7 protein-coding genes and 1 pseudogene are annotated in these 18,823 nt (G+C 71.4%); 2 read left to right on the forward strand and 6 right to left on the reverse strand.

What is annotated here, in order from left to right; all coding sequences use genetic code 11:
- Positions 1 to 16: 16 nt before the first annotated feature.
- The 4 genes and pseudogenes from SNR22_RS00935 to SNR22_RS29320 form a co-directional block, all read right to left on the reverse strand.
- Entirely contained in the window at positions 17 to 4,384 is a 4,368-nt protein-coding gene (locus SNR22_RS00935; RefSeq protein ID WP_320064297.1) for an amino acid adenylation domain-containing protein, read from the reverse strand.
- 76 nt (positions 4,385 to 4,460) lie between these two features.
- Positions 4,461 to 5,972 (reverse strand): amino acid adenylation domain-containing protein, encoded by a 1,512-nt coding sequence (locus SNR22_RS00940; RefSeq protein WP_320064298.1) that lies wholly within the window; start codon positions 5,970 to 5,972, stop codon positions 4,461 to 4,463.
- A gap of 57 nt (positions 5,973 to 6,029) precedes the next feature.
- Positions 6,030 to 6,275, reverse strand: coding sequence for an acyl carrier protein (locus SNR22_RS00945; protein ID WP_320064299.1), 246 nt, complete (start codon positions 6,273 to 6,275; stop codon positions 6,030 to 6,032).
- A 242-nt stretch (positions 6,276 to 6,517) separates the two neighbouring features.
- Positions 6,518 to 6,703: pseudogene (locus SNR22_RS29320) on the reverse strand (IS5/IS1182 family transposase); the annotation flags it as partial.
- 159 nt (positions 6,704 to 6,862) lie between these two features.
- Here SNR22_RS29320 and SNR22_RS00955 point away from each other — a divergent pair.
- Positions 6,863 to 7,420: a dihydrofolate reductase family protein gene (locus SNR22_RS00955; RefSeq protein ID WP_320064300.1), complete on the forward strand. Its 558-nt coding sequence runs from the start codon at positions 6,863 to 6,865 to the stop codon at positions 7,418 to 7,420.
- A 315-nt stretch (positions 7,421 to 7,735) separates the two neighbouring features.
- Here the strand turns inward: SNR22_RS00955 and SNR22_RS00960 are convergent, their stop codons facing one another.
- The gene (locus tag SNR22_RS00960) at positions 7,736 to 8,833 is read right to left on the reverse strand and encodes a serine hydrolase domain-containing protein (protein WP_320064301.1); all 1,098 of its coding nucleotides are present in this window, start codon (positions 8,831 to 8,833) and stop codon (positions 7,736 to 7,738) included.
- A gap of 576 nt (positions 8,834 to 9,409) precedes the next feature.
- On the opposite strand from SNR22_RS00960, the gene SNR22_RS00965 reads away from it, so the two are divergent.
- Positions 9,410 to 11,377, forward strand: coding sequence for a copper-translocating P-type ATPase (locus SNR22_RS00965; RefSeq protein ID WP_320064302.1), 1,968 nt, complete (start codon positions 9,410 to 9,412; stop codon positions 11,375 to 11,377).
- A gap of 457 nt (positions 11,378 to 11,834) precedes the next feature.
- On the opposite strand, the gene SNR22_RS00970 is transcribed toward SNR22_RS00965, so the two are convergent.
- Positions 11,835 to 18,776 (reverse strand): RHS repeat-associated core domain-containing protein, encoded by a 6,942-nt coding sequence (locus SNR22_RS00970; protein WP_320064304.1) that lies wholly within the window; start codon positions 18,774 to 18,776, stop codon positions 11,835 to 11,837.
- Positions 18,777 to 18,823: the final 47 nt, after the last annotated feature.

Genomic DNA, 18,823 nt, shown 5'->3' on the forward strand with positions numbered 1-18,823 from the left:
CACTGGATCAGGCTCGTCAGCGCTCCGCTGTTCCCGGGAGCCACCCCGTCCGGGTGAAGTACCCGACGTAGGTGTCGAAGAGCGCCTCGTCCACCTCGGGGCGGGTCACGCCGGAGCCGGCCAGTGCGGCGTCGGTGGCACCGGGGTCGAAGACCAGGCCGCCCTCTGAGCCGCCCCCGGTCAGCTCGGCGGCCAAACTCCCCAACAGCGGGAATGCCGCGTTGCCCGGGTCGGCGCCGATCCGGCCCAGCCACTCCCCTGGAGCGATCTCGGGCAGCGCGTAGCCGCCGGACCGCAGCCGGCCCAGCGCGGTGTCCAGCCGCAGCAGCCGCCCGGCGGCCAGGTGGAAGGTGTGGTCGGCCGCCGAGGGCTGCCGGGACAGGGTGACGATGGCGTCGCTGACGTAGTCCACGGGCACCAGGTCGAAGGCGGCGTCCACCCCGGCAGGCGCGGCCTGGGCCTGGACGCAGCCCTTGAGCATCAGCCACAGGTAGTCGCCGCGCTGGCAGGCGCCGGTGCGGCTGTGCCCGGCGATCCGGGTGGGCCGGTAGATCGTGGCGGGCAGCGACCGGGCGCGGGCGGCTTCGATCAGCCCCTCGGCCACCCACTTGCTTTGCGGGTAGCCATGTTCCAGGGCCTCCGCCGGGCCGGTGGGACGCTCCGGCCCGATCGGGTCGTCCGCGTGTCCCGCGTGTCCCGCGTACACGCCGACCGTGGATACGTGGTGCACCGGCACGCTGCGGTGCCGGGCCGCCAGCCGCAGGATCTCGGCGGTGCCGCCCACCGTGCTCGCCTTGAGCTGCGCGTACGAGGAGAAGAGGTTCACGGCGGCGCCCACGTGGTAGACCGCCTCCACCCGGCGGGCCAACTCGTCGAAGGCGTCGTCGGGAAGCCCCAGGCGGGGCCGCGCCAGGTCACCGAGGACGGTGACGACCCGTCGCTCGGCGCGTTCGTCCCAGAGTCCGTAGCCCTCCAGGACCCGGCGCAACCGCGCTGCGGCCTGCTCCCGGTCCGCACCGCGCACCAGGCAGTGCACCACGGCACGGGTACGGTCCAGCAGGGAGCGCACGGTGAACGCGCCGAGGAACCCGGTGGCGCCGGTGAGCAGCACGTGAGCGGGGTCCTCCGCCACCCGGATCGTCTCGCCGGCCGCAACGATGTCCACCGGCAGCTCGATCTCGGCGGCCAGGTCAAGGCCCCGCCCGGCGTACCCCCGACCGTCGGACTCCCGCCCCGGCCGCTGATCGCGGTCGACCAGCGCGGCGAGGCCGGCGACGGTCGGCGACGCCGACAGGGCCCCGAGCGGGATCTGGACCCCCAACTCCTGCCGGAGCCGCAGCATCAGGCGGGTCGCCAGGAGCGAGTGACCGCCCAGGGCGAAGAAGTCGTCGTGGGCACCGACCCGGGCCGTACCCAGCACGTCCTGCCAGATCCCGGCGATGATCTTCTCGGCGGTGGTTTCCGGTGCCACGTACGAGTCTGCCGGCTCCGCGGCGAGGGCGTCCGGCGGCGGCAGCTCGGCCAGGTCCAGCTTGCCGCTGGACGTGCGGGGGAACGTCTCCACCGGTACGCAGACCGACGGCACCAGGTACTCCGGCAGCCGACCGGCCACCGTGCGGCGCAGCACCTCCGGCGGCAGGACGACCCCGGCTGCGGGCTGGTAGTACGCGACCAGGCGCTTGCCTCCGGCGGCGGTGTCCCGGGCGACGACGGCGGCGTGGGCCACTCCGGGCACGGCCTGGACGGCGGAGGCGACCTCTTCGATCTCCACCCGGTGTCCACGGATCTTGACCTGGTTGTCGAGGCGGCCCAGGCACTGGATTCGCCCGTCAGGCAGGTACCGGGCCAGGTCGCCGGTGCGGTAGAGCAGGGCGCCCGGCTGGAACGGGTCCGCGACGAACTTCTGTGCGGTCAGCTCCGGACGCCCCAGGTAGCCGACGGCCAACGCCTGGCCGCCGACGCAGATCTCCCCCACCGCGCCGATCGGGCAGAGCTGTTGCCACCGGTCCAGCAGCACCACCCGGGTGCCGTCGACCGGGCGGCCGATGGACGGCAGGTCGGGCCAGGTGTCCGGGTCGCCGTCCAGGCGTTCGGCGGTGACCACGTGCGTCTCGGAGGGGCCGTACTGGTTCTCCAGCACCGCGCCGGGCGCCCACCGCCGGAAGAACTTCCGCAGGGCGGGCGTGGCGTGCAGTTGCTCCCCCGCCGTGACGACCTCCCGGAGGGTGGCCGCCGAGCGGTGGGCGGCGCAGGCGTACTCGGCGAGCTGCTGGAGGGCGACGAACGGGAGGAAGAGCCGCTCGACGCGCTCGGCGGCGAGCAGGTCGAGCAGGCGGGCCGGGTCACGCCTCGTCTCGTCGTCGACCATGACCAGGGTGCCTCCGGTGGCCCAGGTGCTGAAAAACTCCTGGAAGGCCACGTCGAAGCTGAGCGCGGCGAACTGCAGGGTCCGGGTGCCGGGCCCGGCGAGGGATCGGGTGCGCTGCCAGGCCAGCAGGTTGGCCAACGCCCGGTGCGGCATGGCCACGCCCTTGGGGCGGCCGGTGGAGCCGGACGTGAAGATCAGGTACGCGAGGTCGGCGGGGGCCGCCACGGGCAGCTCCGCTGCGGGCGCGGCCGGAAGGTCGTCCAGGCAGATCGTCTCGACGGTCCCGGGGAGCAGCCCGGTCAGCTCCCGCTGGACCAGGGCGACCCGGATGCCGCTGTCGGTCGCCAGGTAGGCGATCCGGTCGCGCGGGTACCCGGGGTCGATGGGCAGGCAGGCGCCGCCGGCCTTGAGCACTCCCAGGACCGCGACGGCAAGCTCCGGGCAGCGCCGCAGGCAGACGCCCACGGGACGCCCGGCCACGCCCCGCGCGACCAGGTGCGCCGCCACCGCCACCGCCGCCGCGTCCAGCTCCGCATAGGACAGAACCCGGTCCCCGTGTACGACCGCCGGAGCGTCGGGCGTACGCAGCGCCTGGGCGGCGACGGACTCGTGCGCCAGCGGCGGCCCGGCCGGGGCGGCAGCCCCCGGCACCCAGGAGTCGAGGATCAGCCGGCGTTCGGCGGCCGGCAGCAGGTCCAGGTAGCGCAGGGGCAGGTCGGGGTGGGCGACGGCCTCGGTCAGCAGGGTGCGCAGCCGCTCCGCCAGGCGCTGGGCGGTACGGCGGTCGAAGAGGTCGGTGGAGAACTCCAGGAAGCCGTCGAAGCCGCCCCGAGCGGGTACGAGGTGCAGGAAGATGTCGTACTTGGCGGTGCCGGAGTGGACGTAGAGCCGCTCGGCGGTCACGCCCGGCAGGTCCAGGGCCGGGGGCGGGGCGTCGTCGAGCCCGATGACCACCTGGAACAGTGGGAAGCGGCTCGGTGAGCGCTCCACCTCCAGCTCGCGGACCAGGCGCGAGTAGGGCACGTCCCGGTGCTCGATGGCACCCCACACCTGCTCCTTCGCCCCGGTGAGCAGCTCGACGAAGGACGCGTCGGCCGGTACCCGCTGGCGCAGCGGCATGATGTCGGTCAGGCAGGCGATCATCGGTTCGAGGATCTCGTCGTCCCGGCGGGAGACGGGCGTGCCGACCACCACGTCGTCGGCCCCGGTCAGCCGGGAGATCAGCGCGGTCAGCGCCGTGGTCAGAACCGTGAACGGCGTGGTCCGCACCCGGCGGGCGAGCGCGCGGATGCCGGTGCCGAGCTCGGCGTCCAGGGTGAACCCGACGCGGTCACCGCCTGCGCCGAGGATCGCCGGCCGAGGCCGGTCCGTGGGGAAGGACGACTCCGGTGGGGCCCCGTGCAGCGTCTCCCGCCAGTACTTGAGGGATTCGCCGTGGTCGGCGGCGTCCACCCGGCGGCGTTGTAGGGCGTACGGGCCGAACTGGAGGGCAACGTCGGGCAGCCCGGGTTCCGTGCCGTCCAGCGCGGCCCGGTAGAGGGCGCTGAACTCGGTGTCGAGCAGGCTGAAGCACCAGCCGTCGATCACCGCGTGGTGGATCGCCACCACCAGGACGGCGTCGTCGGCGGCCAGGTGCAGCAGCGTCGCCCGCAGCAGGGGCGGCCGGTCCAGGGCCACCGGCCGGGTCGCCGCCGCGACCGTGGCGGCGGGCAGTTCGTGCGGACTCACCCGACGGACGTCCAGCTCGACCGGGGCCGGCGGCAGCACGGTCTGCCACGCCTCTGCACCGACCAGGGACAGCCGGCTGCGCAGCGCCTCGTGCCGGGCCACGATCTCGGTGAGCGCCCGCCGGGCGGCCACCGGGTCGATCCGCGCGCCGCGCAGCCGGTACGCCCACGACTCGACGTACCGGGAGGTGCCCTGCTGGAACTGGTCGTTCAGCCAGATGGACTCCTGCTCGAACGACATCGGGTAACCGGGGGCCGGGGTGTCGGCGGGGGGCGTGGCGGGCGTCATGAGGGGCGCTCTCCGGTTCGGTACGGGACCAGGTCGCTTCGGAGCGGGACCAGGTCGGATTGGGACGGGCCCGGTGTCACAGGGCGGCGAGCAGGGCGCTGCGGTCGAGCTTGCCGGTGGTCGTGGTCGGCAGGGCGTCGCGGCGCTGCGCGGTGTGCGGCACCAGGTATCGGGGCAGCGTGGCGGCCAGCGCGCGGCGCACCGCGGCGGGGGTCGGGGCGGCGGAATCGTCTGCCGTGTAGAACAGGGCCAACCGGTCGTACCCGCCGCCCGGGGCCGGGACGGGCACCACGGCGGCCTCCCGGATGCCGGGGATCCTCCGGGCGGCGCTCTCGATCTCGCCCGGCTCGATCCGGTGCCCGGCGATCTTGACCTGGAGATCGGATCGGCCACGGAAGTGCAGCACCCCGGCGGAGTCCAGCAGGCCCAGGTCCCCCGTCCGGTACACCCGCACGGGCTTTCCGTCGACCGGAAGGAGGGGAAAGGTGGCGGCCGTGGCGTCGACGTCACCGACGTAGCCGAGCGCCAGGCCCGCACCGGCGAGGCAGATCTCCCCCACCGCCCCCGGCTCTTCTCCGCCCAGGATGTGCACGGTCGTCTCGGGCACCGGCACGCCGAGGGGGATGCCGCCCGGGTCGTCGCAGTCCGCCAGGCTGATCCGGTGGGTGGTGGCGAAGACGCAGCTCTCCGCCGGCCCGTACCCGTTGATCAGGGTGGTGTCCGGGTATCGGGTCAGGAATCGCCGCACATGGGGCGGTGAGAGCCGCTCCCCGCCGGTGATGACCTGGCGCAGGCCCGTGAAGCAGGGGTGATCCGGGTCGTCCTCGTCGACGAGGAAGTTGAACAGCGAAGAGGTCAGCCAGGCGGTGTCCAGCCCGGTCGCGGTGACGAGGTCGGCGAGGGTGTCGGGGAGGAGATAGTCCGCGTCCGCGATGGCGCAGGTGCCACCGCTGGTCAGCGGGCCCCACAGCTCCAGGCTGAAGGCGTCCCAGGAGACCGGGGCGGCCTGCAGCACCACCCGGCCGGGCCCGAAGTCGGCGAAGCCGCGCCCGGGAAAGAGCCGGGTGGTCGCGTGGTGCGGGGAGAGCACACCCTTGGGTACGCCGGTGCTGCCCGAGGTGAAGAAGACAGTGGCGGCGTCAGCGCTGTCGACGTACACCGTCGGGGTTTCGGTGCGGTGCGAGGCTGCCTGGGCCAGCGGCTCGTTCGGCACGATCCAGTGCGGTACGTCGCCGTTCGCCTCGGCGTCGGACACCATCATGGATGCCCGTACCAACGAGGTGACCTGGTCGATGCGCTCGCCCGGCCAGCGGCGGTCCAGGGCTGCGTAGGCCGCGCCGCACTTGAGGACGGCCAGCAGGACCGCCACCAGGCGGGGTGACCGGGGCAGCAGCACCGCAACGACGGCCCCAGGCCGCACACCGGCCGCCCAGAGCGCAGCGGCGTAGGCGTTCGCGGCTGCGTCGAGGGTCGCGTAGTCGACGCGCTCGTCGCGGTGCAGGAGCGCTACGGCGGAGGGGCGCAGGTGCGCCTGGTGGGTCACCGCCTCGTGGATGAGCCGGGGAGGCGTGGGGCGGGAGTGCGGCACGGGGCTGGCTCCTGAATGTCCGGCAGGACTGGGCGACGCGCGAAATCGGGTCGGCGCTCAGGCCTCGGTCGCCGAGATCACGTCGGCCAGGGTGTCGCTGTCGAACAGGACCTCCGGGCTGATGCGTACGCCCAGTTCCTTGCCGAGCCGGGCGCAGATCCGCATGGCCTGGAGCGACGTGCCGCCGAAGTCGTAGAAGCTGTCGGTCAGGGCGACGTGTGGCACCTTCAGCACGTCCGCGACGATGCGGAGGACGGCCTCGTCGTTGCCGGTTTGCTGTGCGGGGGTGTGCTGCTCGGTCAACGTCCTGTCCCTACTCTGGCCTCGGATCACGGCCCTGTGGAGTGGTGCCTAACCTGTGGGACGACTCTACTTACTGGTCTCAATAGACGATGCGATGGCCAACGCCTATCTACGCAACACGTTCATGACGGGCAAGCCGCGCACCACTCCTGTGGACGCCACCAGCGCCCGCCGACGTCTGCCTCGTCACCGACTAGCGTCATCTCGATCAGCTGTTCGGTAGCTGCGGGTCGTTTCCGATAGGCCGCCGCGTGACTCCATAGAGCGATCTTGCCGAAGCCGTTCATCCATGCGTTGGTCCGCTCCACCACCCAGCGTTTGCCGATCTGGACCGGGGCTGGCACGCCCTTGCGGGCGATCTCGGCATCGAAGCCGATCTCTTCGAGCAGGTCACGGGTCCGGTTGCTGTCGTAACCGCAATCCAGGTGTGCGGTGACCCGCTCGGACCTATCTCGGGGGCCCGTCCGCCCAGATGCCCTACCTATTGCCGGTCGCTCTTAACTCCCGCTGGCCTCAATCCCTCGACACGTTTCCGCTGACGCGACGCCCGCCTGGGCCGACGCCGTAGTGGCGTTAGACTCGCCGCCATGGGACCGCTCATCTTCAGTTTCAACCTCACCCTGGACGGTTGCGTCGACCACCAGGAGGGGATCGCCGACGACGAGACGCGTGCCTTCTTTACCCGTCTCATGGACGAGTGCGGGGCAATGCTGTGGGGTCGTGTCACCTACGAGATGATGGAGAGCTACTGGCCGGCAGTCGCCCGCGGCGACGAGGAGGCGCCGCCGGCCATGCGTGAGTGGGCGGTCAAGCTGGAGGCCAAGCCCAAGTACGTGGTGTCGTCGACGCGCAAGGACTTCCCGTGGGCCAACAGCCACCACATCGCCGGCGATCTGCGCGAGGGCGTGCAGAAGCTCAAGGACGCGACCCCGGCCGGGGTCCTCCTCGGAAGCGGCAAGCTCGCGACCGAGCTCGACCGGCTGGACCTGATCGACGAGTACCAGCTGCTCGTCCATCCCAGGATCGCCGGCCACGGCCCGACGCTGTACCAGGGCGGGCTGCCCGGCACGCGCCAGCTCGAGCTGCTCTCGGCGAAGCCGCTCCACAACGGCGCGGTGGCCATGCACTACCGCCGCGCGCGCTGAATCACAGGAGTCCATCGCCGCCAGCTCACCGGCAGAGCGGCGTCCTCCTTGCGCTCGCCGTGCAGCGCCGAGGACTCCTCGAAGGCGAAGACGTCTTTGAAGAGCCGGTCGAGGGCTCCGTGGATGTCGCCAGCGGCGCAGCATCGGCCCGAACGGCTACTACGAGGCGACGCCCTTCTCCGCGGCCACGACATCACCGGCGGCCCCGGCTAATTGATCGACATGCTTGCGCTCACCCGCCGACGCCTCCAGGGCGGGACCCGAATTCCCGCACATTGATCATGGAGAAGTGGCGCGAAAGGGTCCGCTGCTGGTTCAGTCCTCCCCGACTACGGCCAGGTTGTCGTCGAGGGCCGCGGCGATGGCTGCGGCGCGCGAGTGGTCGCCCAGCCTGCGGGTAAGGTACGCGCAGGCGTGGTGGTGGGTGAGTGACCACCAGGCGGCGGAGCCTCCGATGCCACCTTTCGCGATCTTGCCGCGGTCGCGGATGAGTCCGAGTGTCCAGGTGAGCCTGGTGCCGAAGACCTCGTCGTGTCCGGTGACCTGGGATCTCAGCAGCTCCGCGTGCAGGTCGGGGCCGAGTAGCCGGCGCAGGGGTCCGTCGTCGCTGGTGAGGTGGGCGAAGAAGCCGGCCATGGCGGACGCGGTGGTGTGCAGGTTGACCGCCGCGAAGACCGACTGACGCCAGATCCTGGAGTTCGCCCGCGTGGTGTCGAGCACGCCTGCGGGTATCTGCAACCACGGGGCCGCGTGGAGTTGATGTGGCCAATCCGGACTCGCGTACTCCAGGTCGGCGACGCGGTCCAGGGCGTCGTCCGGTACGCCGAACCACGCGTCCAGCCCGAGTGCGGGGCGCACGACGCCGCTGTGGACCTCCTGAAGTGTGCTGCCGGTGGCGGCGCGCAGGATGCCGTCGATGAGGTGGCCGTAGGTGAGCGCGTGCTCTCCCAGCGATGTGCCGGGCACGTACTCCGGTGCCGCCTCGGCCAGGCTCGCCCGGAGCGCGGTGTCGTCGAGCAGGTCGAGTGTGGCGGCCTCGGCCGGGAACCGGGGTTGACCCGCCTGGTGGGTGAGCACCTGACGCAGCGTGGTCCGTTCCTTGCCTCTGCTGCCGTACGCCTTCCAGTAGGTGGCGATCGGCTCGTCCAGAGACAGCGCGCCGTCGCGGACGGCGATCAGGGCGGCGAGCGTGGTGAAGACCTTGGACAGTGAGTACGGCTGCACCAGGGTGTCGGCGCGCCAGGGGCGCCGCCGTTCGGGGTCGGCCCAACCGCCGCTGAGCCGGACGACCTCCCGGCCGTCGCGCCAGACCGACACCCCCGCCCCGGTTTCCCGGCCGTCTTCCAACAGCTGTTGGAAGACCTCGCGCACCGCGTCGTACCCGTGCTCGGCGAACCCTTCGGCCTGAACCATTTCCGCCTCCCCGCTTCGCGGCAACTGGCTGCCGTGGGGCCCCGAAATCCGACTCGTTCCGGCGGCACCGCAGACAGCCTCTGACGTCACAGACACCTCGGACAGATCGAGGCACGCCATAAACTACCCCCGGGGGGTATCTGAGGCAATGGGCGATGCGGTGCCGGAGCGTCAGCGACCGTCGTGGGCCTGGTCGGGCGTGGTGGCGCTGCGAGTTCTCGTCGACACGCGGGGGCCCGCGTGCGGCCCCCTACCGCCGGCGAGGTCGATGGCATTGTCCAGACCAGGCGGGGTACGCCTCCGCGTCCGGAGAAACCAGACCCGATGGGGGAAAGTTCGCTCCACTCCTTGCACCAATACCCCCGGGGGGTATAGTGGCCGCCGAGACAAGGAGGCAATGAGATGCAACACGACTTTGCGGGCGATGATCACCGCCCGCGCTCCGGACACGGCGAGCCCGCCGAGCGGGCGGCACACGGAGGCCATGATCAGCACGCGGGACATCGCGGACATGATCAGCATGCCGGTCACGGTGGGCATCAGGGGCACGACAAGCACGCCGGGCACGACCCCGAGGTGTTTCGCCGCAAGTTCTGGCTGAGTTTCGCGCTGACGGTGCCGATCGTGGTCACCAGCCACATGGTGATGGACTGGTTCGGGTACTCCCTCGATTTCCCCGGCAGGTCATGGGTCGGGCCGGTGCTCGGCACGGTCGTGTTCCTCTACGGCGGCTGGCCGTTCCTGGTCGGCGCGGTCCGCGAACTGCGAGACCGCACGCCCGGGATGATGTTGCTGGTCTCGATGGCGATCACCGTCGCCTACGTCGCGTCGCTGGCCACCACCGCCGGAGCGTTCGACCTCGACTTCTGGTGGGAGCTGGCCGCGCTGGTGACGATCATGCTGCTCGGGCACTGGCAGGAGATGAAGGCCATCGGCCAGGCCCAGGGCGCGCTCGCCGCGCTGGCCGCGCTGCTTCCCGACGACGCCGAACGCGTCACCGAAGACGGCGTCCAGCGGCTTCCCGTGGATCAGCTGCGCGTCGGCGACGTGGTGCTCGTCCGCCCCGGCGCCAGAGTGCCGGCCGACGGGCAGATCGTGGACGGCAGGGCCGAACTCGACGAATCGATGATCACCGGCGAGTCGCGGCCGGTGCCGCGAGGTGCCGGCGACCGGGCGGTCGCGGGCACGGTCGCCACCGACTCCGCGATCCGGGTACGCGTCGACGCGATCGGCGAGAACACCGCCCTGGCCGGCATCCAACGCCTCGTCGCCGAGGCGCAACAGTCACAGGGGCGGGCGCAACTGCTCGCCGACCGGTTCGCCGCCTGGCTGGTCTACATCGCCAGCGGCGCCGCCGTCCTCACGTTCGTCGTGTGGTCCGCGCTCGGCGATGTCAACGAGGCGGTGGTCCGTACCGTGACGGTCCTGGTCATCGCCTGCCCCCACGCCCTCGGCCTGGCCATCCCCCTCGTCATCGCCCTGTCCACCGCGGTGGCAGCGAAGTCCGGCATCCTGGTCAAGGACCGGCTCGCGCTGGAACGGATGCGCACCGTCGACGCGGTGCTGTTCGACAAGACCGGCACCCTGACCAAGGGCGAACATGCCGTCACCGCGGTCGCCGCGACCGCCGGCGGCAGTGAGGACGAGGTGCTCCGGCTGGCCGGGGCGGTCGAGGCGGACAGCGAGCACCCGCTCGCCCGCGCGATCGTGGCCGCCGCCGCCCGACCCGGACAACCGCTACGGGCGACCGGCTTCGAGTCGCTGACCGGCCGAGGGGTACGCGCCACCGTCGACGGCGTTCAGTACGCCGTGGGCGGCCCCGCGCTCCTGCGTGAACTCGGCGCCGACGTCCCCGACGACATCACCCACGAGTCCAGGAAGTGGTCGGACCGGGGAGCGGCGGTGCTCTACCTCGCCCGGCTCGACGCGACCGCGAGGATCGTCGGCGCCCTCGCGCTCGAGGACGAGGTACGCCCGGAGGCCCGGCAGGCGATCGACCAGCTCCGACGGCTGGGCGTCAAGAAACTGATGATGATCACAGGCGACGCCCGGCCGGTCGCCGAGGCTGTCGCCGCCGACCTCGGCTTCCGGCCCGGCGTCGACGAGGTGTTCGCCGAGGTCCTGCCGGCGGACAAGGACGACACCGTCGCCGACCTGCAACGCCGCGGGCTGATCGTGGCGATGGTCGGCGACGGGGTGAACGACGCGCCCGCCCTGGCCCGCGCCAACGTCGGCATCGCCATCGGCGCCGGCACCGACGTCGCCATCGAGTCGGCCGGGGTCGTGCTTGCCTCGTCCGACCCCCGCGGCGTCACCGGGATCATCCGCTTGTCCCGCGCCTCGTACCGCAAGATGATCCAGAACCTGGCCTGGGCCGCCGGCTACAACGTCATCGCACTCCCGCTCGCCGCCGGAGTGCTGGCCTGGGCCGGTTTCGCCCTGAACCCCGCCGTCGCCGCCGTCCTGATGTCGGCGTCGACGATCGTCGTGGCACTCAACGCGCAACTGCTCCGGCGGGTACAGCTCGCGCCGACCGAACAGTGAGCCTTTCCAACCTCCCACGTCACAAACAAGAAACCTGGAATGGAGGGTGGCAGCACCGGGGGCCACGTTGGTGCTGCACCCGCCCAGGGGTGACGACGCCGAACGCGTCGCACCACTCCGCCTCGACCACCGCGACACGCGCGCCACCGCGCAGCACGAGCGTCCACACCGGGACTACTCCGTGCCGTCCGCCGGCAGGCGCTCCGGCAGCCCGAGCCGCGGGAAACGGAGTCCCCGAGGAGCTCCGCGACATCCTTCGCCGGCCAGCCGAGCACGTCCCGCAGGATCAGCACGGCCCGCGTGAACCTCACGACGGACCTGAAAGGACTCCACGAGGTCTCCGGTTTCAGGTTCAGCTTGGTCGCTGAACCATCTACCGGAGACCTCGCCACATCTCGATCTTCGACACGCCGAGCGGTCACACCAGTTCAGGTAGCACCGCCGGCTTCGACACTGGCTAGGGAGCGGGGAACGGAGGGATCTTGCTGGAGAACTGCTCGAAGAACTTCGCGGCGGTGGTGGTGAACCGGGAGCCGGGGCCCCGGTAGAACCGGGCCAGCGCCAACGCCCGCTCCGCCTCGCTGTACTGCTGGCGGATCAGCTTGCCGGACCAGTTCGACTTGGCCCGCATGGTCTTGCCGTCGATCGGGGTGCAGTCGTCGAAGAAGTCGTTCAGCGACTGGTGCAGTTCGTAGTGCTCGGTGCGGCTCAGCGGCACCAGGGACTGCCGGTGCGGCGGCCCGAGGTACTTCGGCCAGGAGTGGTGCTTCTCGGTACGCCCCTCGGTGCCGACCTCGTCCTCGGGCGATCCGCCACCGGTGGAGTCGCGGCACGGATCGTTGGTGCCGGATGAGGTCGGCGGTTCCTTGGATCCGCCGCCGACGCTGTCCCCCAGCGCCGGGCCGTCGAGGGCTACCCGGGTGCCGCCCTTGCCCGGAGCGGGCAGGACTGCGGTCGGCGCACACGACCCCTGGTAGAGCTTGACCCCACTGCCGGCGCAGGTGTTGTCCCGGCTGGTGGTGACGGCCGCACAGCCGGCCGCGTATCCGGCCGCCCCGCAGAGGTCGGCCGAATTGGGCGCGGTGTGGCCGACCGGCGGTTCACCCAGTACCGGCGGCGGACCGTCGACCATCTTGGGCAACGCCGTATTGATCCAATCGAGGGCCGCGATCATCTGGTTGATGCCGGCGAGCATCTGGTTGATGCCGTCGAGCATCTGGTTGACACCGCCGATCGTCTGGGTCATCGCAGCATTGGCCTGGACGAGCGCCGTGTTCATCTGGCCGAAGCCGGAGTTCATCTGGTTGACACCGGCGATCGTCTGGGTCATCGCAGCATTGGCCTGGACGAGCGCCGTGTTCATCTGGCCGAAGCCGGCGATCATCTGGTTGATGCCGGAGTTCATCTGGTTGATGCCGGAGTTCATCTGGTTGATGCCGATGTTGGCCTGGACGAGCGCCGTGTTCATCTGGTTGATGCCGGAGTTCATCTGGTTGATGCCGGAGGTCATCTGGTTGATGCCGGAGGTCATCTGGCCGAAGCCGATGTTGATCTGGCCGATGTTGATCGGGCCAATGTTGATCGGGCCAATGTTGATCGGGCCAATGTTGATCGACGAGTACGAAGTCGAGTACGAAGTCGAGTACCTAGTGGGATACGAACCGGAGTACGAACCCGAACCCGAGTACGAACCCGAACCCGAGTACGAGTAGGACGAGCCGGAGTAACCGCTGGAGTACGAGTAGGACGAATACCCGCCCGGTGAGCGGTAGTTGATCGGCTTTACGTCGAAGTCGGGCACCAGGCTGCCGGCCCAGATGGCCGCTCCGATGCCGCCACCCACGAGAGCACCGATGGCGCCGCCGATCACCGCACCGCCCGGCCCGGCGAGCGAACCGGCGCCGGCGCCGACGCAGATCGGTGCGGTCACCGGTGTGGCGCACTGGAGGAAGTGCCCGGTGGGGTCGGTGCCGCCGACCGGATCGCCGCCGGCGTAGCTGTACCGGTTCTGCTCCCCGACGTCCAAGGTCGCGTCGTCGCGGGAGGTGAACCGGCCGGTGCTCGGGTCATACCAGCGGGCACCCATGTGCACCAGCCCGCTCGACGCGGTCCAGTCCCCCTGGTAGCCGGCTGCGCCGAGGTCGCCGCCGGTGCTGGTGACCGGGCCGAAGGGTTGGTGGTCACGGGTGCCGGTGACCGTCTGCCCATCGGTGCCGGCGACCACGTCACCGCGTGGGTCGCTGATCAGTGGCTTGCCGTTGGTGCCGAGGAGCTGCCCGCCCGGGTCCCGCTGCCAGGTCCGGTTTCCGGCGCTGACCGGGTCGGGATCGGTGCCGGCGTAGGCGAACGCGGTCTGCCCCGCGCTGGCCAGCCGGTCGAGGCTGTCGTACTGGAAGGTGGTGCTGCCGTCGGAGGTCAGCCGGTCGAAGGCGTCGTGCTGCAACGTGGTGGTGGTCGACCCGCTCTTGCGGGTGGCAATCGTGCCGCGCGGAGTGTAGGTGTGCGTCGTGCCGCCGTCGGTGAGCAGCCGGTTGCGCTGGTCGTAGCTGCGGGTCACCCCGTCGGCCTTGGTCTGGTTGCCGGCGGCGTCCCACTCGATGGTGTGGGCGGCCGCGTCCGGCCCGGCCCACGAGGTGAGCCGCCCCCGGTTGTCGTAGCCGTAGGTGGTGGCGCCGGCCCCGGCGACACCGGCCGGGCCGACGGTACGCTTCGAGATCTTGCCGGCCGCGTCGTGCTCGTAGCCGAGGCTGTACGACGTGAGGGCCGCCGCGTTGAAGATCCGGTCGGTGGCCAGCCGGCCCATCCCGTCGTACGTGTAGCTGCGGCGTAGCCCGCCGGCGTAGCTCTGCGCGGTCAACTGGCCGGCGGTGTCGTAGTTGTGGCCGGTGGTGCCGCCGCCAGGTTCGGTGACCGTGGCGAGTCGCCCGGCCGGGCTCCAGGTGGCGGCCATGGTGCCGGACGCGTCGGTGCGGCCGGTCAGCCGGCCCGCCGCGTCGTAGCCGTAGGTCGAGGCGCCGGCCGGGCCGGTGGCGCCGGTCAGCAGGCCCCGGTCGTCGTACGTGAAGCTCTGCGTGCCGCCCGGGTGCGCCGCGCCGGTGAGCCGGCCGGCCGGGTCGTAGCCGTACTGCCGGGTGGCGCTGGCTGCTCCGCCGCCGCTGGCCGCCTCGCGCAGCAGGTTGCCGCCGTGGTCGAAGGTCCGGTCCACCCGGACCCCGCCGGGCCGGGTCTCGGTGACGGGCAGGCCCCGGACGTCGTAGGTGTATCCCCAGGTCCGGTCCGCCTCCGCCGGGTGGGCGCTGGTGGCCGGCTCGGTCACCCGCTCCACCTGGTCCCACGGCGTGTAGGCGATCCGGGTCTCGTTGCCGCGTTCGTCGGTGAACGCGACGGTACGACCGTCCACGTCGTAGCCGAGTTGGGTGGTGGTGCCGTCCGGCAGCGTGGTCGAGACCAGCCGGTCGATCGCGTCATACGCCTTGCGGCTCACCGAACCGTCCGGCCCGGTGTACGTGACCGGGTTGCCGCGCGAGTAACCGACCTTCGAGGTCTGCATCGGGTTGCCGGCGGCGTCCCGATAGGTGGTCACGGTGGGCTGGTGCTGGGCGTCGTACTCCTGCACCACGCTGCGGCCGAGCGCGTCGGTGGTCCGGGTCACCCGGCCGGCCGGGTCCCGCTGGTAGGAGGTGGCGACGCCGTCCGGATCGGTGGCGCGGACGAGTTCGTCGAGGGCGTTGTAGACGGCGGTGCTGCGCCCGCCGGCCGGGTCGGTCGCGGAAACCACGTTGCCCGCGACGTCGTACCCGAACTGGCTGGTCCGGGCGACGCTGCCGGAGCCGGAGCGGACCAGGGTGGTTTCGCTGACCCGGCGGCCGAGCTTGTCGTAGCCGAACTCACCGACCGCGCCGGTCGGGTCGACCAGTCGGGACATCCGTCCCGCGTCGTCGTAGCGGGCCGTGGTGACCCGCACCGGACCACCGTCGGCCAGCGCCGGCGCGCTCCGGCGTACCTGCCGGCCGAGGGTGTCGTACTCGGTGACGGTTTCCCGGCCCGCCGGGTCGAGCTGGCCGATCAGCCGCCCCGCCGCGTCGTACCGGTAGCCGTAGCGGGAGGTGAGGGTGGTGCCGCCAGCCGGCGTGTAGGTGGGCGCGGTCACCTGGGCGGGCCGGCCCGCCGAGTCGTAGGCGTAGCTGGTCCGGGCCCCACCCGGGGCCTGCTCGACCGCCGTGCGGCCGAACGCGTCGTACCCCCAGGAGGTGGTCGGCCGGAGCGTCTCGGTGCCGGTGGCGGTACGGGTCGACACGGCGGGGGCCTGCATCCGCACCAGGTTCCCGGCCGGGTCGTACTGGTAGTTGGTGATGCCGCCGATCAGGCCCACAGCCACCGCGATGACCTGGCCCCGCTTGTCGCGGGTGAGTCTAGAAAGGTCCGTGCCCATTGACGCCGACGTCATCCGACCGGCCCGGTCGTACTGGTAGTCACTGGACTCGCCGTTGTCCAACCGCTCCCGGGAGATCTGGTTGACCGTCGGGCTCCAGGAGTAGGTCACCGTCCGGGTGTGCGCGGGGGAACCACCCGCCGCCGGCACGGCGACCGCCACCGAGGCCAGCCTCCCGTAGCTGGTGTCGTAGGTCGCCACCGCCTCGGTACGCCCGCCGTTCGAGCGCATCCGGGTGACGTTGCCCAGCGCGTCGTACTCGTGCTCGCGCAGCACCAGATCCGCGGTGCCACCGCCCGGCTTCGGAGCGGCCAGCGCGGTCACCGACTTGAGCCGGTCGTCACCCCAGTACGCGTAGCGCAGCACCTGGCCGGCCGGGTCGGTGCTGGTGGCGAGCCGACCGGCGGCGTCGTAGGTGGACGCGCCGAGGGTGATATCCCGTGGGTTGCCCGGGTTGGCCGGGTCCCGGTAGCCGACCGCGACGGTGCCGGTCAGCTCGTGGCGCGCCGAGTAGGTGAGCCGGGTGACCGCGCCGAGGGCGTCGGTGCGGGTGGCGAGGTTACCCACCGCGTCGTAGCTGAGCCGTTCGGTGACCACCTGATCGGGGCCGGTCACCGAGACGACCCGCCCGGCATCGTCGTATGCCTGTCGGATGCTCTGGTTGACCCCGCTGACCAGGTCGGTCACCGTGACCACCGTCGGGTTGCCGTCCGCGTCGTAGCTCTGGCTGGTCCGCAGCCGGCGGGTGGTACCGCTGACCGGGTCGCTGACCTGCGGCGCGGTCGCCGACACCAGCCGCCCGGTCTCGTCGTACGTCGTTTCGGTGCGCAGCCCGGCGGGGAAGGAGTCGGAGAACTCGGTCGCGGCGACCGGCCGGCCGAGCGGGTCGTACTCGTAGGTGGTGCGCAGTCCGACCGCGTCGGTCTTCTCGCGCAGGTTGCCGAGGGAATCGTAGGAGTAGGTGGCGTACACGTACGGGTCGTACACGTGGCCCTTCTCAGTCCGGAGCAGACCGGCCGGCATCGTGCCACCGCCTACCGCCGCCTCGGTGCCGGTCGTGTACTCGAAATAGCGGTACATCCCCGAACTCACGGACTGGACGATCCGGCCCTTGAGGTCGTACCGGACCGTGTTCAGGTAGTTGTAGCTGTCGGGGGCGCGCGCGTCCCGGCTGTTGGTTTCGGCGCCGGCCACGGTCAGGTTGGGGTAGTCGCCCTGGTGCCACTGCGAGTGCTCGAATCGCTGCCGGGTGTACGTCGTCGCGTCCCGCCAGGTCTTGCGCTCGGTCAACCGGCTCTGCTCGTCGTAGGTCAACTCCAGGGCGGAGCCGGCCCCGCTGACGTAGCGGGCCAACCGCCCGCCGACGTCGTAGGCCCAGGTCTGCACCGCTGCGGTCGGGTCGGTCAGCTTCACTGCCCGGCCGTAGCCGTCCAGCTCGTAGGTCGAGGTGGACGAGCGGGCGTCTCTGATGGCCACCCTGGTGCCGCCGCTGATCGCGGTGCGGGTGAACGTGGTCGCCCCGGTGGCCGCGTCGGTCACGGTGGCGACCAGCCCGGCGGAGTCGTACCCGATCTGGTGGTGGACCTTGCCGCGCGGGGTGACCACCGAGGTCAGCTTGGTGGGGAACGCGGTGTTGCCGTAGCTGTAGCCCATGCAGTTGGCCGTGCCGCGCGGGTCGCAGGCCGAGGTGAGCTTGCCGGCGGAGTACGTGTAGCGCCAGGTGGTCGGCTTGCCCTGTGGCACCGGCTCGGCGCTCACCGTGGCGACCGTCGTGCCCGACCAGGTGACCACGAGGCGGCGGCCAGAGATGACATCGGTGAGCGTGGTGATCCGCTTGGCGCTGTCCCGGGTCACCGTGGTCTGCCGGCCCTGCGCGTCGGTCATCGCCACCAACCCCGAGGTGTCCACCTCGTAGGTCGTGCCGGCCTGGTCCTTGGCGGTGTAGGCGGCGCAGGTCGCACACTTGGTGAGGGTGCGCAGTGAGTTGCCCGGCGCGGGCGCAAAGGTGCCATCGGGGTTGATGCCGAAGACCTCGTCGTGACCGTCGGCCATCCGGACCCTCGGCCCGCTCGACGTCACGGTGACCTTCATGTCCAGCACCGAGGACCAGCCGGTGCCGAACGCCCCGGCACGGTTGTCACCGCTGGTGTAGGCGCGGGTCAGCTCCAGCGGCGCCCCGACCGAGGCGACGCTGGCGTCGGTCGCCGACGTCACGTAGTGCCCGGTGCTGATGTTGGTGCCCTGCACGAAGGTGGCGTTGCTGTCCCGCCCGGACCGCGCGTCGGCCGGCAGCGGCACCGCGGTGTGGAAGGTCCGGCTCGGATTCATGATCGTTTCCATGTACGGGTTGTCGCGAATCGCCACCTCCCAGACGTAGCTGGTGTCCCAGAAGAGCCGCCCGGCCGGGATCGTGAACGACGAGGCCGAGTTCCACCCCGAGCTGGCCGCCAGCGGCTGATTGTCGCAGAACCAGTCGGTCCCAATCTGCGGGCAGACGGTGAACAGGTACTGATACGTCGCCCCCGGGATGGGGTCGCTGATCGACGCGACCAGGGTCGTGGTCAGCCCCGCGATCACTGCGTTGTCGGCGGGGCTGACCAACACCGGCCGGTCCTCGGCGGCGGCCGTCGCCGACGCGGACCGAAGTGCCGGCTCGGTGCCCGCCGTCGCAGCACTGGACACGATCGGCTTGCCCGACTTGTCGAGCTTCGACCAGCGGGTCGACCGCTGCGGAGTGCGCGGGGTCACCGGTTTGCGCAGCGCCTCGGCCAGCGATCCTTTCCGCAGCCCACTGCGATCGGGCGCGGACAGCTTCGCCGATCCGGGTTTCACCGAGCGGTCCACCGCCGCCGCCGGGCCCGCCGCACGGGATCTCCCCGGTTCGGGCGCAGCGCGAGCGGGGCTGACGGGCACGATGCCGGCAGCCAGGGTGAGGGCCAGGGTCACGGCGATCCAACGTGATCGCATCCGGTTCACGCTCCACGTGATGTTCGCCCTACGGGCGAGTTGCTGGA

Origin of the sequence: Micromonospora sp. RTGN7 (assembly GCF_033804645.1) — a bacterium.
Classification (GTDB): Bacteria; Actinomycetota; Actinomycetes; order Mycobacteriales; family Micromonosporaceae; genus Micromonospora.